An 18,850-nucleotide genomic window follows, 5' to 3' on the forward strand; every position below is an offset into this window, starting at 1 on the left:
GAAGCCTGCATGGCCCGGTCGATCCGCCCGTTCCGTACGCATCCCTCCCGGCGGTTGGCGAGTGCCGCCGCCATCGCCCTCCTGGTCGCCACGGCGCCGCTGCTCGGCGGCGCCCCGGCCGGAGCCCGACCCGCGTCCCCCGCCCGGTGCACCACCGATCCCGGCGCCCGGCTGCCGGGCGTGCCCAGTCCGGAGAGCGTGCTCGGCTTCCCGCTGGGCACGGGCCAGGACCGCCCGGTGACCACCGACGAGATCCGCACCTACCTGCACGCCGTGGACAGCGCCTCCGACCGCGTCGTCACCGGCGTGCTGGGCACCAGCGCCCTCGGCCAACCCCTGCCGTACGCCGTCGTGTCGAACGAGCGGCACGTCCGCCCGTCGGCGCTGCGCCGGATCGCCGACGACATCCGGGACCTGCGGGACCCGCGCCGGACCAGCCGGAAGGAGGCGGCCCGGACCGCCGCGGACAGTCCGGCCATCGTGTGGGTGGCCGGCAACGTGCACGGCGGCGAGAAGAGCGGCGCCGACGCGGCGCTCAAGACGCTGTACGAGCTGGCCGCCGGCCTGTCCTGCGACGTGGTGCGGCGCAACGACAACCTGGTCACGATCATCGTGCCGACGCAGAACCCCGACGGCCGGGACGCGAGCCGCCGCCAGAACGAGTTCGGCTTCGACCTGAACCGGGACTGGTTCGCCCGCACCCAGCCGGAGACCGACAGCAAGCTGGAGCTGATGCGGCGCTACCCGCCGCAGGTGTTCGTCGACGCGCACGAGATGACCGGCTCGCAGTACTTCTTCCCGCCCAACGCCGACCCCATCCACCACGAGATCTCCGCCGAGGCCGTGGACTGGATCAACCGGATCGGCGAGGCCAACAAGGCGGGCTTCGGCTACAACGGCGCCTGCGGCGGCGACGTCACCACCGAGTGCTACTTCAACTACGCGAGGTACGACCTCTTCTTCATGGGCTACGGCGACACCGTGCCGGCCGCCGGCTTCGGCGCCGCCGGCATGACCTTCGAGAAGGGCAGCGCGTCGGCCGTCGCCGACCGCGTCCAGCAGCAGTTCCACACCCAGTGGTCGACCCTCGGCTGGGCGGCCGCCAACAAGCGGGAGGTGCTGGACGACTACTACCGGATCTGGACGGACGCGCTCGCGCAGGGACGGGCGGGCCGGCTGGAGCCGAACGAGGTGGTCCAGCCCACCAACGAGGTCCAGTTCCCGGTGCCCGACCTGCGGATCCGGTCGTACTTCCTGCTGCCGCACCGGCAGCTCGCCGACGTACGGCAGCTGGTCGAGCGGCTACGGCGGATGGACGTCGAGGTGTACGAGGTCCAGAAGGAGACGCGGGTGGCCACCGCGCACGTCTTCGGTGGTCGTACCGCCCGGAACGTGACCGTGCCGAAGGGCGCGTACTGGATCCCCATGGACCAGCCGCAGAAGCACTGGATCCAGGCGATCATGGGTGAGGACCCGTACACGCCGTTCCCCTACTTCTACGACGTCTCCTCCTGGAGCAACCCGCTGCTGATGGGCGTACCGACCATCTACACCGGGGACGACGTGCGGCCGAAGGCGAAGCTCGTCCGCGACATCTCGGGTGGCAGGACCGGGACGGCACCGGCCCGCGGCTCGTACGGCTACCGCCTCGACTCGGCCGCCGCCGCGGAGTTCACGTTCCGGCTGCTCGGCCGGGGCGTACCCCTGCTGCGCGACCTCGAGACGAGCGCGGTCCGGCTGCCGGCGACCCGCCTGACCCGGGAGATCGACGACCTGGCCGAGTCGTTCGGGGTGACCCTCACGCCCGGCGGCCCCGCCACCGGCGTCCGGCTCGACCTGCCGGACGTCGGGCTCTTCTCCGGCGCCGGCATCTCCACCACCTCCGGCTCGCACGGCGAGGCCCGGTACGTGCTCGGGAAGCGGTGGGGGCTCGACCTCACGCCGGTGACCACGGCCGACATCAACGACAACACCGAGGCGTTCACCGGCCGCACCGTGCTGCTCGTGCCCGACGGCAGCAACCCGACCGGCGGGCTCACCGCCGCCGGGCAGGCCAACCTGCGCAACTGGATCGCCCAGGGGCACACGTACATCGGGCTGCGCAACGAGGGCACCCGGATGGCCCGCGCCGCCGGGCTCACCTCCACCACGGAGAAGCCGAAGCCGACCGGCTACCAGGTGATCGGCTCGCACCTGCGGGTCGACGTCGACGGGGACAGCCCGGTGGCCGCGGGACGGCCCGCCGAGGACTTCCAGTTCAACAACGGCGACCCCATCCTCAACCCCAGCACCACCGGCACCAACGTGCTCCGCTACCCCAGCGGCGAGACGTTCTGGGCGAACGGCTACACGGTCGGCGTCGACGCGCTGCGGGGGACGGCGGCCGTGGTCGACGAGCCGACCGGGGCCGGCCGGGCGGTGCTCTTCGCGTTCAACCCGCTGTTCCGGGCGTACAACGAGAACGGGCTGCACCTGGTGGCCAACGCCCTGCTCTATCCGGCGAGCGCCGGGCCGGCCGGGCGGTCCGCGGCGCCGACCGCCGCGGCCGTCGACCCGGCCCGTGCCCGCGCCGCGGCCGCTCCGGTGGCCGAGGACCTCGGCGGCGGCTGGCGGCCGATCACCATCGAGGTGGCCGGCGCCGACCTGGCCCGCACCCGCGCGGTGGTCGAGCGGTTCACCGCCGACGCCCGTACTTCGGTGGCGGGCGGCTCGGCGTACCTGGTGATCCCGAACCGGGAGGGCCGGCAGGCCGACGAGCACCCGTTCCTCGGCGACCTGGTCCGCGCGCTGCGCGAGGAGGGGGTGCCCCTGCGGTCCCTGGTGGCCTGACGGTCGCCGGCGGCGGCCCGGACCAGCCCCGGACGGGGGCGGGCCGGGCCGCCGTCGCGTCGCCACCCGTCCCCGTCCGCGACCCGGCGGGGCACAGCCGGTCGCTGTCGCGCAGCTCACGTGGCCGGCCGTGGACGCCGGCACGGCCGCGCAGGAGTCTTGGAAAGCTGATTCCAAGATGAGGTGAACGTGCCATGGACCTGCGCTCAGACGCTGTCGTGCTCTTCGGCGTGACCGGGGATCTGGTCGCGAAGAAGCTCTTCCCGGCGCTGTACGAGCTGACCCGCCGGGGTCGGCTCGACATGCCGGTCATCGGCGTCGCCCGCTCCCGCTGGGACCACCAGCAGTTGACCACGGCGGCGCGCAAGTCGGTGCTGGAGGCGAACGGCCGGATCGACGACGAGGTCTTCGACGCCCTCGCCGCCAACCTCACGATGCTCTCCGGCGACTACGCCGACCCCACCACCTACCAGCGGCTCGCCGAGGCGCTCACGGCCGCGCGGCGGCCCCTGTTCTACCTGGCCATCCCACCGGCGGTCTTCACCCCCGTGGTCGACGGCCTCGCCGCCAGCGGTCTGGCCGCCCGCGGCCGGGTGGTCGTCGAGAAGCCGTTCGGCCGCGACCTGGCCTCCTCGTACGCGCTGAACCAGGCGCTGCGGGCCGCCTTCGACGAGGAGCGGATCTTCCGGATCGACCACTACCTCGGCAAGGAGGCGGTCGAGGGGCTGCGGGTGTTCCGCTTCGCCAACCGGCTGTTCGAGCCGATCTGGAACGCCGAGCACATCGACAACATCCAGATCACGCTCGCCGAGGGCTTCGGCACCGAGGGCCGCGCCGGCTTCTACGACACCATGGGCGCCACCCGCGACGTCCTGCAGAACCACATGCTCCAGGTCGTCGCGCTGCTCGCCATGGAGCCCCCGGCGGAGGCCGGTGACGACGCCTTCCGCGCCGAGGAGATCCGCGTGCTGGGCCGGATCGAACCGCTCGCGCCGGAGTCGACCGTCCGCGGCCAGTACGCGGGCTACCGCGACGAGCCCGGCGTCGCCCCCGACTCGAACACCGAGACGTTCGTGGCGACCCGGTTGCGCATCGACACACCGCGGTGGGCCGGCGTGCCGTTCTACCTCCGCACCGGCAAGCTCATGCCCGGCACCGCCACCGAGGTGGTGGTCGAGTTCAAGATCCCGGAACGCGCCCTCGTGCCGGGCGGGGCCACCCCCAACCTGCTCCGGTTCCGGCTCGGCCGCCGCGACGGCATCACCCTGTCGATCCAGGTGAAGGAGCCCGGCGCCGACGTGGCGGGGCACACGGTGGAGCTGCCCGTCGACTTCGACGCCGCGCTGGGCCACCGGCGGGAGGCGTACGAGCGGCTGCTCGACGACGCGCTCGACGGGCGGCACCTGCGGTTCGCCCGCGAGGAGGCCATCGCTCAGGAGTGGCGGATCGTCGAGCCGATCCTCGACCTGCCCGAGCCGGTGGCGCCGTACGCCCGGGGAAGCTGGGGCCCGGCGCAGGCGCAGGCCCTGGCCGGCCACTGGCACGACCCGCGGTGACCGGCGGCACGGGTGGGCCCGGGACACGGGCCCACCCGTGGGTGGTCCGTCGACCCGGAGCGCCGGACATCATCGGTCCGCCCGGCTTCCGGTGGTCGCGTGCCCGCCAAGGCGGGCGACGGGCGACGGGCGGCGGGCGACGGGCGACGGGCGGCGGGCGGCGGGCGGCGGGCGGCGGGCGGCCGAAGCTACTCGGCGGTAAGCTGGGGCGATGACGTCGCCCGACGCCACCACCACCGCTCCGGCGCCGTCCGGTCCGCGGATCACGGCCGCCGGCCGGCGGACCCGGGACCGGATCGTGCGGACCGCCGCGGAGCTGATGTTCCGCAAGGGCGTCGCCGGCACCAGCATCCCCGACGTGCAGCAGGCGGCGAGGGTCAGCGCGTCGCAGGTCTACCACTACTTCGGCGACAAGAGCGACCTGGTCCGCGCCGTCATCCGCTACCAGGTCGAGCAGACCCTCCAGGGGCAGCAGCCGCTGCTCGACCGGCTGGACAGCCTCGACGCGCTCCGGGCGTGGGGCGCCGTCGTGATCGACGTACAGGAGCGGCGCAACTGCGAGGGCGGCTGCGCGATCGGTTCCCTCGCGAGCGAACTGGTCGAGTCCTGCGAGGCCATGCGGGCCGACCTGGTGGCGGCCTTCGACCGCTGGGAGGCACCCATCCGGGAAGGGCTGCGCCGCATGCGCGAGCGCGGCGTCCTCGTGCCGGAGGCCGACGTCGACCGGCTGGCCACCGCGCTGCTGGCGGCGGTCCAGGGCGGCCTGCTGCTCAGCCAGGTACGCCGCCGCACCGAGCCGCTGCGCGCCGCCACCGACGCGGCCATCGGCTACATCGAGACCTTCGCCGCCTGAGCCGCCCGCCGGAGGGTTCTGCGGTGGGCCCACCACCGGTACCGTCCCCTCTGGACGCGATCACACCGCCGGGGCGGCCGCACTCCCGGACGTCCGGCGGTCCGTGGAGAGGGGCGCAGGGTGAGAATCAGGGCCGGGTTGTGCGCGGCGGCGATGGTCGTGGCGGGGCTGGTGGCCGCGCAGCCGGCGGCCGCCGCGGACGTGGGCGACGCCACGGTGGTGCCGATCCAGGTGACCGGTGATCCGGCCGAGCGTTTCAACCTGGTGCTGCTCGGCGACGGCTACACCGAGGCGGACCTGCCCACCTTCCGGGAGCACGTGGACAAGCACCTGAACACGCTCTGGACGATCGAGCCGTTCAAGTCCTACCGGAGCTACTTCAACGTCTACGCCGTCGAGATCGTCTCCGCCGAGTCCGGTGTGGACTGCGACCCCGGCCTCACCGACCCGCAGCGGGACACCGCGCTGGACATGGGCTTCTGGGGCGGCTGCAACCCCAACAGCGTGCAGCGCCTGCTGTCGGTGAACGGCACGGCGGCCAACGCGTACGCCGACCTGGCGACCGGCACCCACCGCGGCAACCGGCAGCTCGTCGCGCTGGCCAACAGCGGCACGTACGGGGGCGCGGGCGGCGTCAACGCCACCGCCTCCGGCGGCAACGCGCTCTCCGCGCTCATCAGCCCGCACGAGCTGGGGCACTCGCTCGGCGGGCTCCAGGACGAGTACGACTACTACGCCCGTGGCGTCGCGGGCGACACGTACGACGGCCCCGAGCCCGCCTCGGTGCACCACACCGTCCTCACCGAGCAGCAGATGCGCGACACGCAGGCCAAGTGGTGGCGCTGGCTGGGCGAGCCGAGCGAGTCCGGGGGCACGATCGGCCGCTACGAGGGCGGGCTGTACCTCCAGAAGGGGGTCTGGCGCCCCAGCCAGCACTCGATGATGAAGTCGCTGGGCTTCTACTTCGACCAGGTCGCCCGGGAGCGGATGACCGAGCGGATCGCGAGCCGGGTCGCGATCCTCGCCGACGGCACCCCCGCCGACCAGCCGATCGGCGCCGACCGGGTCGTCTGGGTGGAGACGCTGCACCCGGTCAGCCACGAGCTGACGGTGTCCTGGACGGTCGACGGCACCCCGGTGAGCGGCACGGGCAACGCCCGCAGCCTCGACCTGCGGTCGCTGCGGCTCGCGCCCGGCACGCACACGGTCACCGCCACGGTGACCGACCCGACGCCGTTCGTCCGCGACCCCGCCGTCCGCGAGTCGCCGTCGCTGACCCAGCGCCGCACCTGGACGGTCGACACCGCGCTCACCACTCCCCCGGCCGGCGGGCCCCTGGAGATCACCGCATCGACGGCCACCGACCGGCCGGTGGGCGCGCAGGACGTCGTGTACGTGGAGAGCAGCCACCCGACCGACCGGGTGCCGACGGTCAGCTGGACCCTCGACGGGCGTCCCGTGGCCAACCCCGGCCACGACGGCGACCTGGAACTGGCTCCGCTTCGCCTGACCGGCGCCGCCCACCGGCTCACGGCCACCGTCACCGACCCGCTGACGCGCGAGTCCGTGACGCGGTCCTGGACGGTCGACGCGGCCCGCCCGCAGGTCGGGTACGACCTCTCGGAGCCCCTGCTCACCACCGTGAAGCCCGGCAAGCCCACCGAGTACGTCTACAACGGCCCGTTCACCATGCGGCTGACCGGCACCGACGAGGGGACGGGGCAGGTCACCGCCGAGTTCCGCGTCGACCGCGACGGCTGGCACAACTACTACGGCTGGCCGACCGACGCGCAGGCGCCGTTCCTGTTCACCGCCACGGGCACCGACGTCGACGGCCTCGTCTACGGCAACCTCGGATCGGGCGGCCTGTCGGTGTCACCGTTCGCGGCACGCTCCCCCGGCTACGGCCGGCACACCGTGGAGTACCGGGGCATCGACGCGGTCGGCAACATCGGCGCGGCCGGGGAGTTCGTGGCCACCCTGATCCCGCCGCCGCCGGCCTGCACCGACGTCGTCACGGGCCGGCGTACGGGCGGCCTGGTCGTCACCTCCGGCGTCACCTGCCTGCGCGCGGCCACCGTGTCGGGCGCCGTGACGGTCCGGCCGGGGGCGTCCCTCGTCGTCGAGCGTTCCACGATCAGCGGCGCGGTGGCGGCGACCGGCGCGTCCGCCGTCGAGTTGCTCGACAGCACGGTGCGCGGCGCGGTCTCGGTGACCGGCACCACCGGCCACGTGACGGCCGTGGGCACGCGGGTGGACGGGGCGCTGCTGCTCGCCGGCAACGTCACCGGCACGACGGCGGCGATCCTCGCCGGCAACACGGTGGGCACCCTGCACTGCTCCGGCAACAGCCCGGCCCCGGTCGACCTCGGCGCCCCGAACACGGTGCGGGGCGCCGCGTCCGGCCAGTGCCGAGCGTGGTGACCGGTCTGGAGCGACGGGCACACCGGGGCGCTGCCGCGACCGGTCGCCGGCGCCCCGGGCCGCGCGGCGGATGACCTCGGCGGGTGCCGCGGGAGACGTCTCCCGCGGCACCCGCGGCATCACATGGCGGGGTTGCTCTCCCGGCCGTCGCGGTGGACGGTGGCGTCGTAGACGGCCGTACCGGCCATGATCGTCCCGACGGCGACCGCGGCGGCGATCGGCGGCAGGAGCAGCGTGACCGGCGCCGCCACGCCCAGCAGGAGCAGACCGGCCAGCAGCGCCGGGCAGTGCCGGAGGCTGGTTGACGGGTTCTCGAGGAAGGACCTTCCGACCAGGAACACCGCCGGCCCGCCGAAGATGACGACGACCAGCGCCCAGTCGATGGGCGGGTTCGGATGCTCGACGACCTGTGCGAAGCCGACGGCCGTGCAGATGACCCCGCCGACGATGAGCAGCAGGCTGAGGCTCGACCACCGCGACAGGCGCAGGGCGGGCCCGCCGGTCTCCGGATGCGCCGCCCGCGTCCCCGAGTGGTAGAAGTAGAGCCGCCAGAAGGCGACGACGGCCGCGAACGCGGCGACGAGGGCGACGGTCCGCACCGGGGAGAAACCCGGAAAGCTGATCGCGCCGCCGGCCTCGAGCACCACCTCCGCCAGAGCGATCATGAAGAACTGGTTGTACCGCTCGGCGAGGTGGTCGAAGTTGACCCGGGCGAACCCGGGCCGGTTCGAGTGGAGCCGGGCGCTCCGAATGCCCCGCCCGCCGGTGCTGAACCGGGGGACGGGCCAGTTCGTGACGCTGCCCAGCGCCTCGATGGCGAGCGCCAGGGTCCAGAACATGCCCCGGGGGAGGCCAGCGGTGGCGGCGCCGCAGAGCCACAGCAGTCCGGAGGCCACGTGCCAGCTCAGCACCCGGGACGGCTCACGCCACTCCGGCTGCCGCCGCAGCGCGAGCGTCAGGTAGAGCGGGCGACCGACCTGGAGCAGGACGTACGTGCAGGCGAAGATCACTCCACGTTCCCCGAACGCCTGTGGCAGCGCGACCGCCAGCACCAGAGTGCCGAGCATCGTCGCCAGCAGCACGACCTGGATGTCGGTGCGCCGTGGATCGTAGACGCTGGTCATGAGCGCGTTGAGTGACCAGATCATCCACATCGCCGCGAAGAACAGCAGCGTCTGGCCGGCCTCCGACAGCAGCGTGTCCCGGACGATGGTCAGGTCGTCCGCCACGCGTCCGGCGAGGCGGGCGAGCGCGAACACGTAGACGATGTCGAACAGCAGTTCCAGGACCGTCGCGCCGCGAGGGACCGCGGCGTGTCCGAACAGGCGCACGCCGGCACTGGTCAAGATGTCCGCCTTAGTCCGATTCGCCCTCCAGTCAGTTCTACCACGGCGGCGAAGCGGCGGTCCGGGGGTCGCCGGGGCCCCGGCGAGGCGCGGACGGGCGCCTCGATCGGATGTCCTCGCCGTTCGGCGCGGGGAGGACGGCGTCCACGTCGCGCCCGCGTACGCCGGACGTCCCGCCCGACGCGGGCCGAAGGTCCCGCGCGGTGTGGTCCGTCGGCACTGCTCGCGGCGGCGCCCGACGGATGGAATGGAGGTGTAGACGAGAAGCGAGAGGAGACGGCGAGATGACCACCATCGCCGAGCGTCCGACCATCGACCGGACCGCCACCACCACCGCCCGCGGGGAGATCGCGACCCCGGCCGAGACGACCCGGGAGAAGGCGACCCGCGAGGAGGCGACCCGCTTCGTCCTCGCCGGGCTGCGGCTCGCGCTGGGCTGGACGTTCCTCTGGGCCTTCCTCGACAAGATGTTCGGCCTGGGCCACGAGACGACGACAGCGCAGGCCTGGGTCAACGGCGGAAGCCCCACCAAGGGTTTCCTCGGCCACGCCGTCGCCGGGCCGTTCGCCGACCTCTACCGGTCGTTCGCGGGCGCCGCCTGGGCCGACTGGCTCTTCATGCTGGGCCTCGCCGCCATCGGCACCGCCCTCGTCCTCGGCATCGGCACGCGGATCGCCGCCGTGGCGGGCGCGCTGCTCCTGGTGATGATGTGGACCGCCGTCCTGCCTCCGGAGAACAACCCCTTCATGGACGACCACCTCATCTACGCCGGCGTCCTCGCCGTCCTCGCCCTCACGGCGGCCGGTGACACCCTCGGCCTCGGCCGCTACTGGGCCCGCCTCCCGCTGGTGCGACGGCTCCCCGTCCTGAAGTGACCACCCGACGGCGGCGGCACCCCAGCGGGGGTGCCGCCGCCGTCGTCCCTCACCCCGGCCCCTCCCCCGCCCCCGCGCGCCCCGCGCGCCGGCGGGGTTGATCATGAAGTTGTCGCCCTCCGTGCCGGCGTGTCGCGGCAACAACTTCATGATCGACGCACGGAGCGGGCGGCGCGGTCGCGGGGGGTACGCGGAATCGGCCCGGCGCGGTGCGCGGCGCTGCGAGACTCATTCGGTGGGTGGGCAGCGGCTGCGCAGGACGCTGGGGCCGGCCGTGCCCATCGCGCCGGGCACCCGGGTGGACAAGTTCGAACTCTTCTTCGACCTGGTCTTCGTCGTCTCGTTCTTCATCATCACGCGCGCCACCGCCGCCAACGTCACCGGCCGGGAACTGCTGCACGCGATGCTCGTGCTCGCCGTCCTCTGGTGGTGCTGGGTGGTGCACAGCGTCGTGGCGAGCCGGGTCCGGCTCGGTGAGGGCTTCGTCCCGGTGGCCATGGTGCTGGGCATGGTGGCGCTCTTCACCTTCGCGCTCGCCCTGCCCCAGGCGTTCGACGACCCACACGAGGGGGTCGCCGGGCCGCTGCTCGTCGCGATCAGCTACGTGGCGATCCGCGCCGTGCACCTGCTCCTCTACCTGCACGCCGTACAGGACAAGCCGCACGCCCGCCGCAAGATGCTCCAGTTCGTGCCGGAGATCGTGCTCACCACCGCCCTGCTGCTGGTCGCCGCGATGCTCCCCAAGCACATCGAGGATCCCGGAACGGCCGTGCTCGTACGCGACGGGCTGTGGATCGCCGTCGTGATCATCCAGTACGGCAGCGGACTGACCACCGGCACGTGGGGCTGGGAGCTTCCCTCCGCGGAGCACTGGACGGAGCGGTACGACCTGATCCTGATCATCGCCCTGGGCGAGTCGGTCATCTCGGTGGGCGTCGGCGGCAACCTCATCGGGCAACGGGTGACCTGGGAGGCCATCCCGGCGGCCATGCTGGGGATCATGTTCACGGCGGCTCTGTGGTGGGCGCACTTCGACTTCGTGGGACCGGCCGCGCGGATCGCCCTGCACGCCGCGGAGGGCGGCTCGCGGATCGCGCTCGCCCGGGACGCCTACGCGTACCTCTATCTCCCGATGATCGCCGGCGTGATCCTGTTCGCCATCGGCGCCGAGGAGGTGCTGCGGACGATCACCGACCCGACCGGCGGGGTGGGCGAACGCCCGCACGGCCCCGCCGCGCCGCTGCTCTTCGGCGGCGTGATCCTCTACCTCGCCGCCGACCTGGCGTTCCAGCTGCGCGCCCTGCGCAACCTCCCGTGGACCCGGATCGGCGTGCTCGTCGTCCTGGCTGCCGCCCTGCCGATCGGCAGCCACCTGCCCGCGCTCGCCACGCTCGCCCTGCTCACGGCGATCTGCGTCGCGCTCGTGGCGGCCGAGGCGATCATCTTCGGCAGCTCGCGCCGCGCCCTGCGCGCGGCCGTGCTGGAGGAGAAGACTTCCCACGAGGCGGCCGAGGCCGCCTGGCGCGCCCGGTGGCGCGAACGCGAGCGCTGAGCACCGCCGTCCCCGACCGGACCCGCCGGTCGGGGACGGTGTCGTACGGGTGGCCTAGCCTGCCCGCCATGACCAGTGCGCCGCGGCAGAAGGTCGTCTCCGGTTCGCGGTCCGGTCCAGTCCGCCCGGCGGCGGATCGGCTCGACCGGCGCTCGCTCAACCGGGCCACCCTCGCGCGCCAACTGCTGCTGCGCCGCGACGACCTCGACGTCGTCACGGCCACCGAGCGGCTGGGCGGGTTGAACGCGCAGAACGCCAACGATCCCTACCTCGCCCTGCACTCCCGGCTGGCGGCGTTCACGGTCGGCGCGCTCACCACGGCGATCGAGTCCGGGCGGCTGGTCCGCTCGGCGACGATGCGGGCCACGCAGCACCTGCTCACCGCGGCCGACTTCCGCGTCCTGCGACCGGTGCTGGCGCCGCTGCTGGCCCGCGCGCAGCGCAACGCCTTCGGCCGGCGCACCGCCGGCGTCGACCTCGCCGACCTGGTCGCCGACGCGGAGCGGATCCTCGGCGCGGAGGTGCTCACCCGCCCCCAGCTGGGGCGGCGTCTCGCCGCGGGCCGCCCCGGGTCGGATGCGACGGCCCTGGCCTGGACGGTGCAGTACCTGCTCCCGGTGGTGCACCCCGCTCCCAGCGGCACCTGGGACGCTGGCGGGGCGATCCCGGTCACGCTGGCCACCCGCGTGGTCGGGCCCCTGGATCCGCCGGAACCGCGGCAGCTCGTCCGGCGCCACCTGGCCGCGTTCGGGCCCGCCACGGTGGCCGACGTGCGGTCCTGGTCCGGCGTCAGCGGCCTGCGCGAGGTCGTCGCGGCGATGCGGGACGAGCTGCGCTGCTTCGTCGACGAGGACGGCCGGCCGGTGTACGACCTGCCGGACGCGCCCCGGCCGGATCCGGACACGCCGGCACCGGTGCGGTTGCTGACCGGTTTCGACAACATGCTGCTCGCCTTCGCCGACCGGACACGGCTCATGTCCGACGAGGTCCGCGGGCGGGTGTGCCTGCCCGACGTGGTGCGGCCGACCCTGCTGGTCGACGGGATGGTGGCGGGCACGTGGGGGCTGGACCGGACGGCCGGGGTGGTGACGGTCCAACCGTTCGCCCGGCTGCGTGTCGACGACCTCGCGGCGGTCGAGGCGGAGGCCCACCGGGTGCTCCGGTTCGCCGCCCCCGAGGCGCCCACGCACGTCGCCCGCGTGCTTCCGCCGTCCTGAACGGCGCCACGGGAGCGGGCGGTCGCCATCAGGTACGCCCGGTCGCACGCCATCCCCGCCGCCGAGGCGCCGCCGGGCCGGACGGACGAGGGCCGCCCGCCGGTGCGGCGGACGGCCCTCGTGTCTCGGTCGACGGTCAGCGGCGGGTGCTTGCCCGGTCCTGCGCGTCCTCGACGGCGACCTCGTCGAAGGCCGGCGCGCCGTCGATGGCGTCGGCCGCGACGGCCGTCGAGCGGGCGGCGTCCGGCAGGTCGAGGCTGGTACGCAGCGTCACCGGCCTGAGCAGCAGCGCGGCGATCACACCGACCACGGCGATGGCCGCCGAGATCAGGAAGATGTGACCGGTCGCGTCGCCGTACGCGGCGCGGACGATGTGCTGGATCGCGTCGGGCAGCGCGGTGATGTTCAGGTTGCTGCTCCCGCCACTGGCGGAGGCGGGGACGCCGGCGGCCGCAAGATCGTGGGTGATCTGGTCGGAGACCCGGCGGGCCAGGATGGCGCCGAGCACGGACACGCCGATGGTGCCGCCGAGCGACCGGAAGAACGCGACGCTGGAGCTGGCCGCGCCGATGTCCTTGAGCGAGACGGTGTTCTGCACGGCGAGGACCAGGTTCTGCATCGTCATGCCGACGCCGGTGCCCACGATGAACATGGCGGCGCCGACGATGAGCAGCGACGTCTCGTGGTCGATGGTGCCGAGCAGGGCGAACCCGGCGACGAGGACGATCGAGCCGACCACGATGTACGGCTTGATCTTGCCGGTCCGGGTGATGAGCCGCCCCGCGACGATCGAGGAGAGCAGCACACCGGCCATCATCGGGATGGTGAGCAGGCCGGCCTCGGTCGGGCTGTAGCCGCGGCCGATCTGGAAGTACTGGCCGAGGAAGACGGCGCCGCCGAACATGGCCATGCCGACGGCGAGGCTGCCGAGGATGGCCAGCGCCGTGGTGTGCTCGCGGATGATGTTGAGCGGGACCACCGGTTCGGCGGCCCGTGCCTCGACCACCATGGCCAGGGCGAGCAGGATCACCGAGGCGCCCACCATGGCCGCGGTCTGCCACGAGATCCAGGCGAACGAGCTGTCGACGAACGAGATCCAGATGAGCAGCACGCTCACGCCCGCGGCGATCAGGAAGGCGCCGAGGTAGTCGATCTTGACGTTCTCGCGGCGTACGGTCGGCAGGCGCAGGGTGGCCTGGAGCAGGATCAGCGCCACGGCGGCGACGGGCACGCCCACGAAGAAGCACCAGCGCCAGCCGAGCCAGGACGTGTCGACGATGAGACCGCCCAGCAGCGGGCCGCCGACCGTGGCCAGGGCCATCACGCCGCCCAGGTAGCCGTTGTAGCGGCCCCGCTCGCGGGGCGGGATCATCGCGGCGATCGCCACCTGGACGAGGGCCTGGAGACCGCCGACGCCGATGCCCTGGAAGGCACGGGCGGCGATGAGCTGGCCGGCGCTCTGCGCGAATCCGGCCACCACCGAGCCCAGCAGGAAGACCACGATGGCGATCTGGATGAGGAACTTCTTGTTGAACAGGTCGGCGAGCTTGCCCCAGATCGGGGTGGTCGCCGTGGCGGTGAGCAGGGTCGCGGTGACGACCCAGGTGTACTGGGTCTGCGACCCGTTCAGGGCGCCGATGATCTTGGGCAGCGCGGTCGAGACGACCGTGCTGCTCAGCATCGCGACGAAGAGCACCAGCAGCAGGCCGCTCAGTGCCTCGAGCGTCCTCCGGTGCGTCATCGGCTCGGCGCCGGCCGTTGTGGTGGGTGCGCTCATCGCGCGGCCTCCAGATTGTCGTTGTTCCCGAGCGCGACCTCGATGTCGCGGGTGAAGCGGTGCAGGGCGGCGTTGAACGCGGCCACCTCGTCGGGTGTCCACCCGGCGAGGGCGCGCGCCAGCACGCCGGCGTACCAGTCGTAGGTGTCGGCCAGAGCCGTCCGCCCGTCGGGGGTGAGCGCCAGGACGTGGGCCCGCTTGTCACTGGGGTCCGGGCGCCGCTCGACCAGGCCGTGCGAGACGAGGGTGGCGATGGCGCGGCTGACGGTCGACGGGTCGAGCTGGGCCCGCATCGCGAGCTCCCGGGCGTGGCAGCCGGCGGCGAGCCGGTCGATCTGCGCGAGGATGCCGACCGCCCCCAGCGGAACCCTGGGCTGCTCGTCGGCCCTCCGCTGCTTCACGAGCCGGACGCTGCGCAGGAAATCGTGCATCCGGCGCACGAGTTCCCGAACGTCGCTGCTCACGTGGATCCCCCCGACGGACAGATGGTTGCCTCATGCAATCATTCACAAATCTTGCCCAGCGGGCAAGTTTGCTCCTTGAGAAGTGCGTCACGTACGGTGGGCGCCATGGACGAGACCCCGGGGCTGCGGGAACGCAAGAAGGCGGCAACCCGCCTCGCCCTGCACGAGGCCGCCCTCCGACTCGCCATCGACCAGGGACTCGACCGGGTGACCGTCGAGGCGATCGCCGACGCCGCCAACGTCTCGCGGCGGACGTTCTCCAACTACTTCTCCAGCAAGGAAGAGGCGATCTTCCACGGCGACACCGCCCGCCTGCGCCGGATGCTGGAGCTGATCCGGGAGCAGCCGGCCGACGAGGAGCCCTGGACGGTGCTCACCGGGGCGGCGCTGCGGCTGACCGAGGAGGCGTACCGGGACGCGGACGCCGAGTGGCTGACCCAGCGCCGGATGCTGCGCGCCCACCCCAGCCTCGCCACGCACCAGATCGCCGCGTACGCGACGGTCGAGCGGGAGGTCGCCGCGGAGCTGGCGAAGCGGATGACCGGCCCCGACGTGGCGCTGCGGTCCCGCGTCCTGGCGGCTGTCTTCCTGACCACCGTCCGGGTGGCCGTGCAGGACTGGATCGAACACCCCGGCCGCCCGCTCGTCGACGCGGTCCGCTCCGCGCTCGCGGCCGTCGCCCCCGCCTAGGTCGACCACCGCCGAGGCGATCACCGCCGCCAGACCGGCGGTGCGGTCCACTCGATCACGGCCAGGACGACCCACGCCAGCGCGACGAGCAGCACCACCGCCACCGGCGGGAGCCCGCCCAGGCCGATCACCAGGGCGGCGATCACCAGGCCGAGCTGGGCGAGCGCGACCCGCCGGCTGACCCGCACGTCGAAGCCGCGGTAGACCACCACGCAGCCCACCATCAGCGTCAACTGGCTGCCGCCGAGCAACGGCCCCGCCACGCCGTGGCCGCCGTGCACGGCCTCCCGGGCGGCCACCTCCACGGCGACCCCCGCGGCCACGATCGAGCCGTACACCAACAGGTGCCCGTACGCGTAGAGGTAGCTGCGGACCACGACGGCCCGGCCTCCCCGGACCGCCCGGTTGCCCGCCTCGGGAAGGTGGAGGCGAAGTAGACCCACCAGATGCCGCAGGCGATGACGAAACCGCCGATGCCGATCACGACGGCCGCGGGCCGCCAGCCGGTCTCGCCGATCCCGTTCGCGACCGCGAGCACCGCCTCGCCCAGGACCACGATGGTGAACAACCCGAACCGCTCCGGCATGTGCGACTGCTGGACCGGCGCCTGCCCCGCCCGGGCGTACGCCAGGGGCCCGGCCACGGCGGCGTTGACGGCGAGCCCGACGGCCCACAGCGCGTACCGGGCCGGCGTGGGGACCAGCAGGGACCCGAACCAGAGTGCCGCGCCGAGCACGAACCCGGCGGCGTTCCACCAGCAGAACTCGCGTGCCGCCGCCCGACGCCATCCGACCAGCCCGTACATGCCGGTGAGCAGCAGGAGCAGCAGCCCGTAGAGCACCGCGAAGCGCCCCGACTCGTCCGCCACCCCCCGGTCGAGGGACGCGGCCAGGGCCAGCACGCCCAGCATCGCGACCAGCTGGACGAACCGGCTCGGCGGACGGTCGTCGTCGAAGAGGTCCGCGAAGTAGGAGAAGCTGAACCACAGCCACCAGATCGTGGTGAGAAGCCCCGCGAAGACCAGCACCCCGCCGGCCGAGGGGTCGTCGTTCAGGAGTTCGCCGAGCTGGAAGACGGCCACGACGAAGACGAGGTCGAAGAAGAGTTCGAGCCAGCTCGACCGGCGTCCCGCCGCCGGATCACGGGCCGCCGGGACCGGGCGGACGCGTGACTCCACCTGGGCAGGCTATCCATCCGGTACGCGCGGAAACGCCCTCTTGTCGCGCTATCCCCCGTCCGGCGCCGGTCCACGTACTCCCCGGTGGCCGCGTCCGGGCCGTGACGTCACCGGGTCGACGAGGTCCGCCTCGGCCGGCGGCGCGCCACCACCAGCGCCGCCAGCAGCCCCGCCAGCACCAGCAGCACCACCCCGATCCCACCGGCGGCCAGGGCCGCCGTGGACGTCCCGCCGCCGTCCCCGCCCGCGTGCCCGGCCGGCGCCGGTGTCCCGCCGCCCGCCGCCGGCGTGGCACCGGCCGGCCCCGAGGGCGGGCGGGACGGCGCGGCGGACGGCACCGCGTAGCGCAGGATCCGCGGCCTCGTGCCGGGCGGCTGCCCGGCGGTCTCGGAGACGGTGAGCAGCGAGCGCCCGTCCCGGCTGTAGGCGACGGACTCGCCCTGCGGCTCGTCGGGCAGGGGCGTGGCCCGTGGGGTGCCGCGGGTCAGCGCGGCCACCACGTCGCCGCCGGTGACGTCGAACTCGAAGGCGTCGGCGTACGTGCGCAGCACGACCCGGCTCCCGTCCGGGGCGGCCGCGGCGCCGGTGATCACCGTCCGCCCGAGCAGCCCGAACGGGTTGCTCGTCGTGGAGCCGGGCAGCCGCACCTGTCCCACCTTGGCCAGCGGCACCGTGGCGCCCCGCCGCAGGGCGGTCGTCGGGGCGTAGAGGGTGGCGGAGAACTTCGTGACGATCAGCGGACGGCCGTCGCCGGTGATGAGCATGGCCTCGGCGTCGTGCGCGCCGTCGGGGTACGACATCCGGTAGAGCTCCGGCCGGTCGGCGCCCGGCGCCAGCCTCCACACCGCCACGGTCGTCCGGGAGCGGTCGTTGTCGCCGACGTCCGCCACCCAGAGCGTCCCGTCGGGGCCCACGGCGAGGTCCTCGGTGTCCCGGGGTCGGGACGGGTACGGCACGGCCCGCACGACCGCACACTCCCGGTCGAGGAAGAAGATCCGCCGCCGCGCCTCGTCGTCGGCACCGTCGTTGACGACGACGAACCCGTCGTCCGTCGCCACCATGCCGGAGATCTCCAGCAGCCGGCCGTCCCGCACCTCGCAGACCGGCCGGCCGGGCTCCGGCGTCGGCGCCGGTCCCGCCGCGGCCCGGGTCGGGACCGCCACGGCGGCGAGAACGGCCGCGCCCACGGCGATCCGCCACGTCCTGGTCCCGTCGAGTGTCCGCATCGCCGCAATCCTTCCACCGCCGCGTGGCGTGGGCGGGGCGGGTCGGTGGGGTCGGGGCCGCGAGAATCCCGGGTACGGGCGATGCTGGGGACGGCGGAGCACCGGGTGGCACGACATGCGTCGTCGTGCCGAGGAGGACAGGAGGTCACCGGGCATGTCCCACGTGGAAGGGAGGCCGGCCGGGGAGCGCCGGCCCGGCCGGCGGCGTGCGGGAGGTCGACGGCATGCCTGACGACCTGCCGGAGCTGCTCGTACCCGACGTGACGGCCTGGCGGGACTGGCTCGCCGAGCACCACGGCGACCCGCGGGGCGTCTGGTTGGTCCTCGCCAAGCGCAACGCCGACGCCCCCACCACCCTGACGTACGACGAGGCCCTCGAAGAGGCGCTGTGCCACGGATGGATCGACGGCCAGGTGCGCGGCGGCGACGAGGCCACCTACCGCCAGCGGTTCACCCCCAGGCGCCCCCGCAGCCCGTGGTCGGCGCGCAACGTCGGCATCGCCAGCCGGCTCCTGGAGGCGGGCCGCATGCATCCGGCCGGCGTCGCGGAGGTGGAACGCGCGAAGGCCGACGGCCGGTGGGACGCCGCCTACGCGGGCCAGGCCACCGCCACGGTGCCGGCCGACCTGGCCGCCGCGCTCGCCGCCGTGCCGCGGGCGCAGCGGATGTTCGACATCCTCACCGGCCAGAACCGGTACGCGATCGTGTACCGGGTGACGAGCGCCAAACGCGCGGAGACGCGGCAGCGCCGGATCGCCCAGTTCGTCGACATGCTGGCCCGTGGCGAGACCATCTACCCGCAGCGGCGCACGCTCGACAGCGCCGACTGACGCGGCGCGGACGACGAGACGACACCGACGCGCG

The 18,850-nt window shown here is 73.7% G+C and carries 15 protein-coding genes; 9 read left to right on the forward strand and 6 right to left on the reverse strand.

Annotated elements, in window-relative coordinates:
* Positions 1–9 precede the first annotated feature (9 nt).
* The 4 genes from OG994_RS15125 to OG994_RS15140 all read left to right on the forward strand — a co-directional run bounded on the left by OG994_RS15125 (position 10) and on the right by OG994_RS15140 (position 7,662).
* Positions 10–2,829: a M14 family zinc carboxypeptidase gene (locus OG994_RS15125; RefSeq protein ID WP_328853626.1), complete on the forward strand. Its 2,820-nt coding sequence runs from the start codon at positions 10–12 to the stop codon at positions 2,827–2,829.
* A 194-nt stretch (positions 2,830–3,023) separates the two neighbouring features.
* The gene (gene zwf / locus OG994_RS15130; RefSeq protein WP_328853627.1) at positions 3,024–4,385 is read left to right on the forward strand and encodes a glucose-6-phosphate dehydrogenase; all 1,362 of its coding nucleotides are present in this window, start codon (positions 3,024–3,026) and stop codon (positions 4,383–4,385) included.
* A 211-nt stretch (positions 4,386–4,596) separates the two neighbouring features.
* Entirely contained in the window at positions 4,597–5,238 is a 642-nt protein-coding gene (locus OG994_RS15135; protein ID WP_120331472.1) for a TetR/AcrR family transcriptional regulator, read from the forward strand.
* Positions 5,239–5,358: 120 nt separating this feature from the next.
* Positions 5,359–7,662 (forward strand): M64 family metallopeptidase, encoded by a 2,304-nt coding sequence (locus OG994_RS15140; RefSeq protein ID WP_328853628.1) that lies wholly within the window; start codon positions 5,359–5,361, stop codon positions 7,660–7,662.
* Between the two features lie 119 nt (positions 7,663–7,781).
* Here the strand turns inward: OG994_RS15140 and OG994_RS15145 are convergent, their stop codons facing one another.
* Positions 7,782–9,008 (reverse strand): low temperature requirement protein A, encoded by a 1,227-nt coding sequence (locus tag OG994_RS15145; protein ID WP_328853629.1) that lies wholly within the window; start codon positions 9,006–9,008, stop codon positions 7,782–7,784.
* Between the two features lie 284 nt (positions 9,009–9,292).
* Between OG994_RS15145 and OG994_RS15150 the strand changes: the two genes are divergently transcribed.
* From OG994_RS15150 to OG994_RS15160, 3 genes are all read left to right on the forward strand, one after another.
* The gene (locus OG994_RS15150; protein ID WP_328853630.1) at positions 9,293–9,883 is read left to right on the forward strand and encodes a hypothetical protein; all 591 of its coding nucleotides are present in this window, start codon (positions 9,293–9,295) and stop codon (positions 9,881–9,883) included.
* Between the two features lie 235 nt (positions 9,884–10,118).
* On the forward strand, positions 10,119–11,435 hold the full coding sequence (locus OG994_RS15155; RefSeq protein WP_120331475.1) for a low temperature requirement protein A: 1,317 nt from the start codon (positions 10,119–10,121) through the stop codon (positions 11,433–11,435).
* A gap of 68 nt (positions 11,436–11,503) precedes the next feature.
* Positions 11,504–12,652 carry a winged helix DNA-binding domain-containing protein gene (locus tag OG994_RS15160; RefSeq protein ID WP_328850070.1) on the forward strand — a complete coding sequence of 383 codons (1,149 nt, stop codon included), beginning with the start codon at positions 11,504–11,506 and terminating at the stop codon, positions 12,650–12,652.
* Positions 12,653–12,788: 136 nt separating this feature from the next.
* On the opposite strand, the gene OG994_RS15165 is transcribed toward OG994_RS15160, so the two are convergent.
* Positions 12,789–14,429 (reverse strand): MDR family MFS transporter, encoded by a 1,641-nt coding sequence (locus tag OG994_RS15165; RefSeq protein WP_120331477.1) that lies wholly within the window; start codon positions 14,427–14,429, stop codon positions 12,789–12,791.
* Positions 14,426–14,893, reverse strand: coding sequence for a MarR family winged helix-turn-helix transcriptional regulator (locus tag OG994_RS15170; RefSeq protein WP_328850071.1), 468 nt, complete (start codon positions 14,891–14,893; stop codon positions 14,426–14,428). Before OG994_RS15170 ends, OG994_RS15165 begins: the two co-directional genes overlap by 4 nt.
* Before the next feature lie 105 nt (positions 14,894–14,998).
* Here OG994_RS15170 and OG994_RS15175 point away from each other — a divergent pair, with 105 nt between their 5' ends.
* A complete protein-coding gene (locus OG994_RS15175) occupies positions 14,999–15,583 on the forward strand; it encodes a TetR/AcrR family transcriptional regulator (protein WP_328850072.1) in 585 nt (194 codons plus the stop codon).
* A gap of 20 nt (positions 15,584–15,603) precedes the next feature.
* On the opposite strand, the gene OG994_RS15180 is transcribed toward OG994_RS15175, so the two are convergent.
* The 3 genes from OG994_RS15180 to OG994_RS15190 all read right to left on the reverse strand — a co-directional run bounded on the left by OG994_RS15180 (position 15,604) and on the right by OG994_RS15190 (position 17,986).
* Positions 15,604–15,846, reverse strand: a complete 243-nt coding sequence (locus tag OG994_RS15180; RefSeq protein ID WP_328850073.1) for a hypothetical protein — start codon at positions 15,844–15,846, stop codon at positions 15,604–15,606.
* Positions 15,813–16,760, reverse strand: a complete 948-nt coding sequence (locus tag OG994_RS15185; protein WP_328850074.1) for a low temperature requirement protein A — start codon at positions 16,758–16,760, stop codon at positions 15,813–15,815. The genes OG994_RS15180 and OG994_RS15185 overlap by 34 nt, the downstream gene beginning before the upstream one ends.
* A gap of 107 nt (positions 16,761–16,867) precedes the next feature.
* Positions 16,868–17,986, reverse strand: coding sequence for an SdiA-regulated/phytase-like domain-containing protein (locus OG994_RS15190; protein ID WP_328850075.1), 1,119 nt, complete (start codon positions 17,984–17,986; stop codon positions 16,868–16,870).
* A 224-nt stretch (positions 17,987–18,210) separates the two neighbouring features.
* Here OG994_RS15190 and OG994_RS15195 point away from each other — a divergent pair, with 224 nt between their 5' ends.
* On the forward strand, positions 18,211–18,816 hold the full coding sequence (locus OG994_RS15195) for a YdeI/OmpD-associated family protein (protein WP_328850076.1): 606 nt from the start codon (positions 18,211–18,213) through the stop codon (positions 18,814–18,816).
* Positions 18,817–18,850: the final 34 nt, after the last annotated feature.

Origin of the sequence: Micromonospora globbae (genome assembly GCF_036184225.1) — a bacterium.
GTDB lineage: Bacteria > Actinomycetota > Actinomycetes > Mycobacteriales > Micromonosporaceae > Micromonospora > Micromonospora globbae.

Bases quoted from the DNA above. Each gene is read 5' to 3' on its own strand.
- OG994_RS15165 (WP_120331477.1), bottom strand. From the start codon at position 14,429: ATGAGCGCACCCACCACAACGGCCGGCGCCGAGCCGATGACGCACCGG.
- OG994_RS15135 (WP_120331472.1), top strand. From the start codon at position 4,597: ATGACGTCGCCCGACGCCACCACCACCGCTCCGGCGCCGTCCGGTCCG.
- OG994_RS15195 (WP_328850076.1), top strand. From the start codon at position 18,211: ATGCCTGACGACCTGCCGGAGCTGCTCGTACCCGACGTGACGGCCTGG.
- zwf (WP_328853627.1), top strand. From the start codon at position 3,024: ATGGACCTGCGCTCAGACGCTGTCGTGCTCTTCGGCGTGACCGGGGAT.
- OG994_RS15125 (WP_328853626.1), top strand. From the start codon at position 10: ATGGCCCGGTCGATCCGCCCGTTCCGTACGCATCCCTCCCGGCGGTTG.
- OG994_RS15160 (WP_328850070.1), top strand. From the start codon at position 11,504: ATGACCAGTGCGCCGCGGCAGAAGGTCGTCTCCGGTTCGCGGTCCGGT.
- OG994_RS15190 (WP_328850075.1), bottom strand. From the start codon at position 17,986: ATGCGGACACTCGACGGGACCAGGACGTGGCGGATCGCCGTGGGCGCG.
- OG994_RS15175 (WP_328850072.1), top strand. From the start codon at position 14,999: ATGGACGAGACCCCGGGGCTGCGGGAACGCAAGAAGGCGGCAACCCGC.
- OG994_RS15150 (WP_328853630.1), top strand. From the start codon at position 9,293: ATGACCACCATCGCCGAGCGTCCGACCATCGACCGGACCGCCACCACC.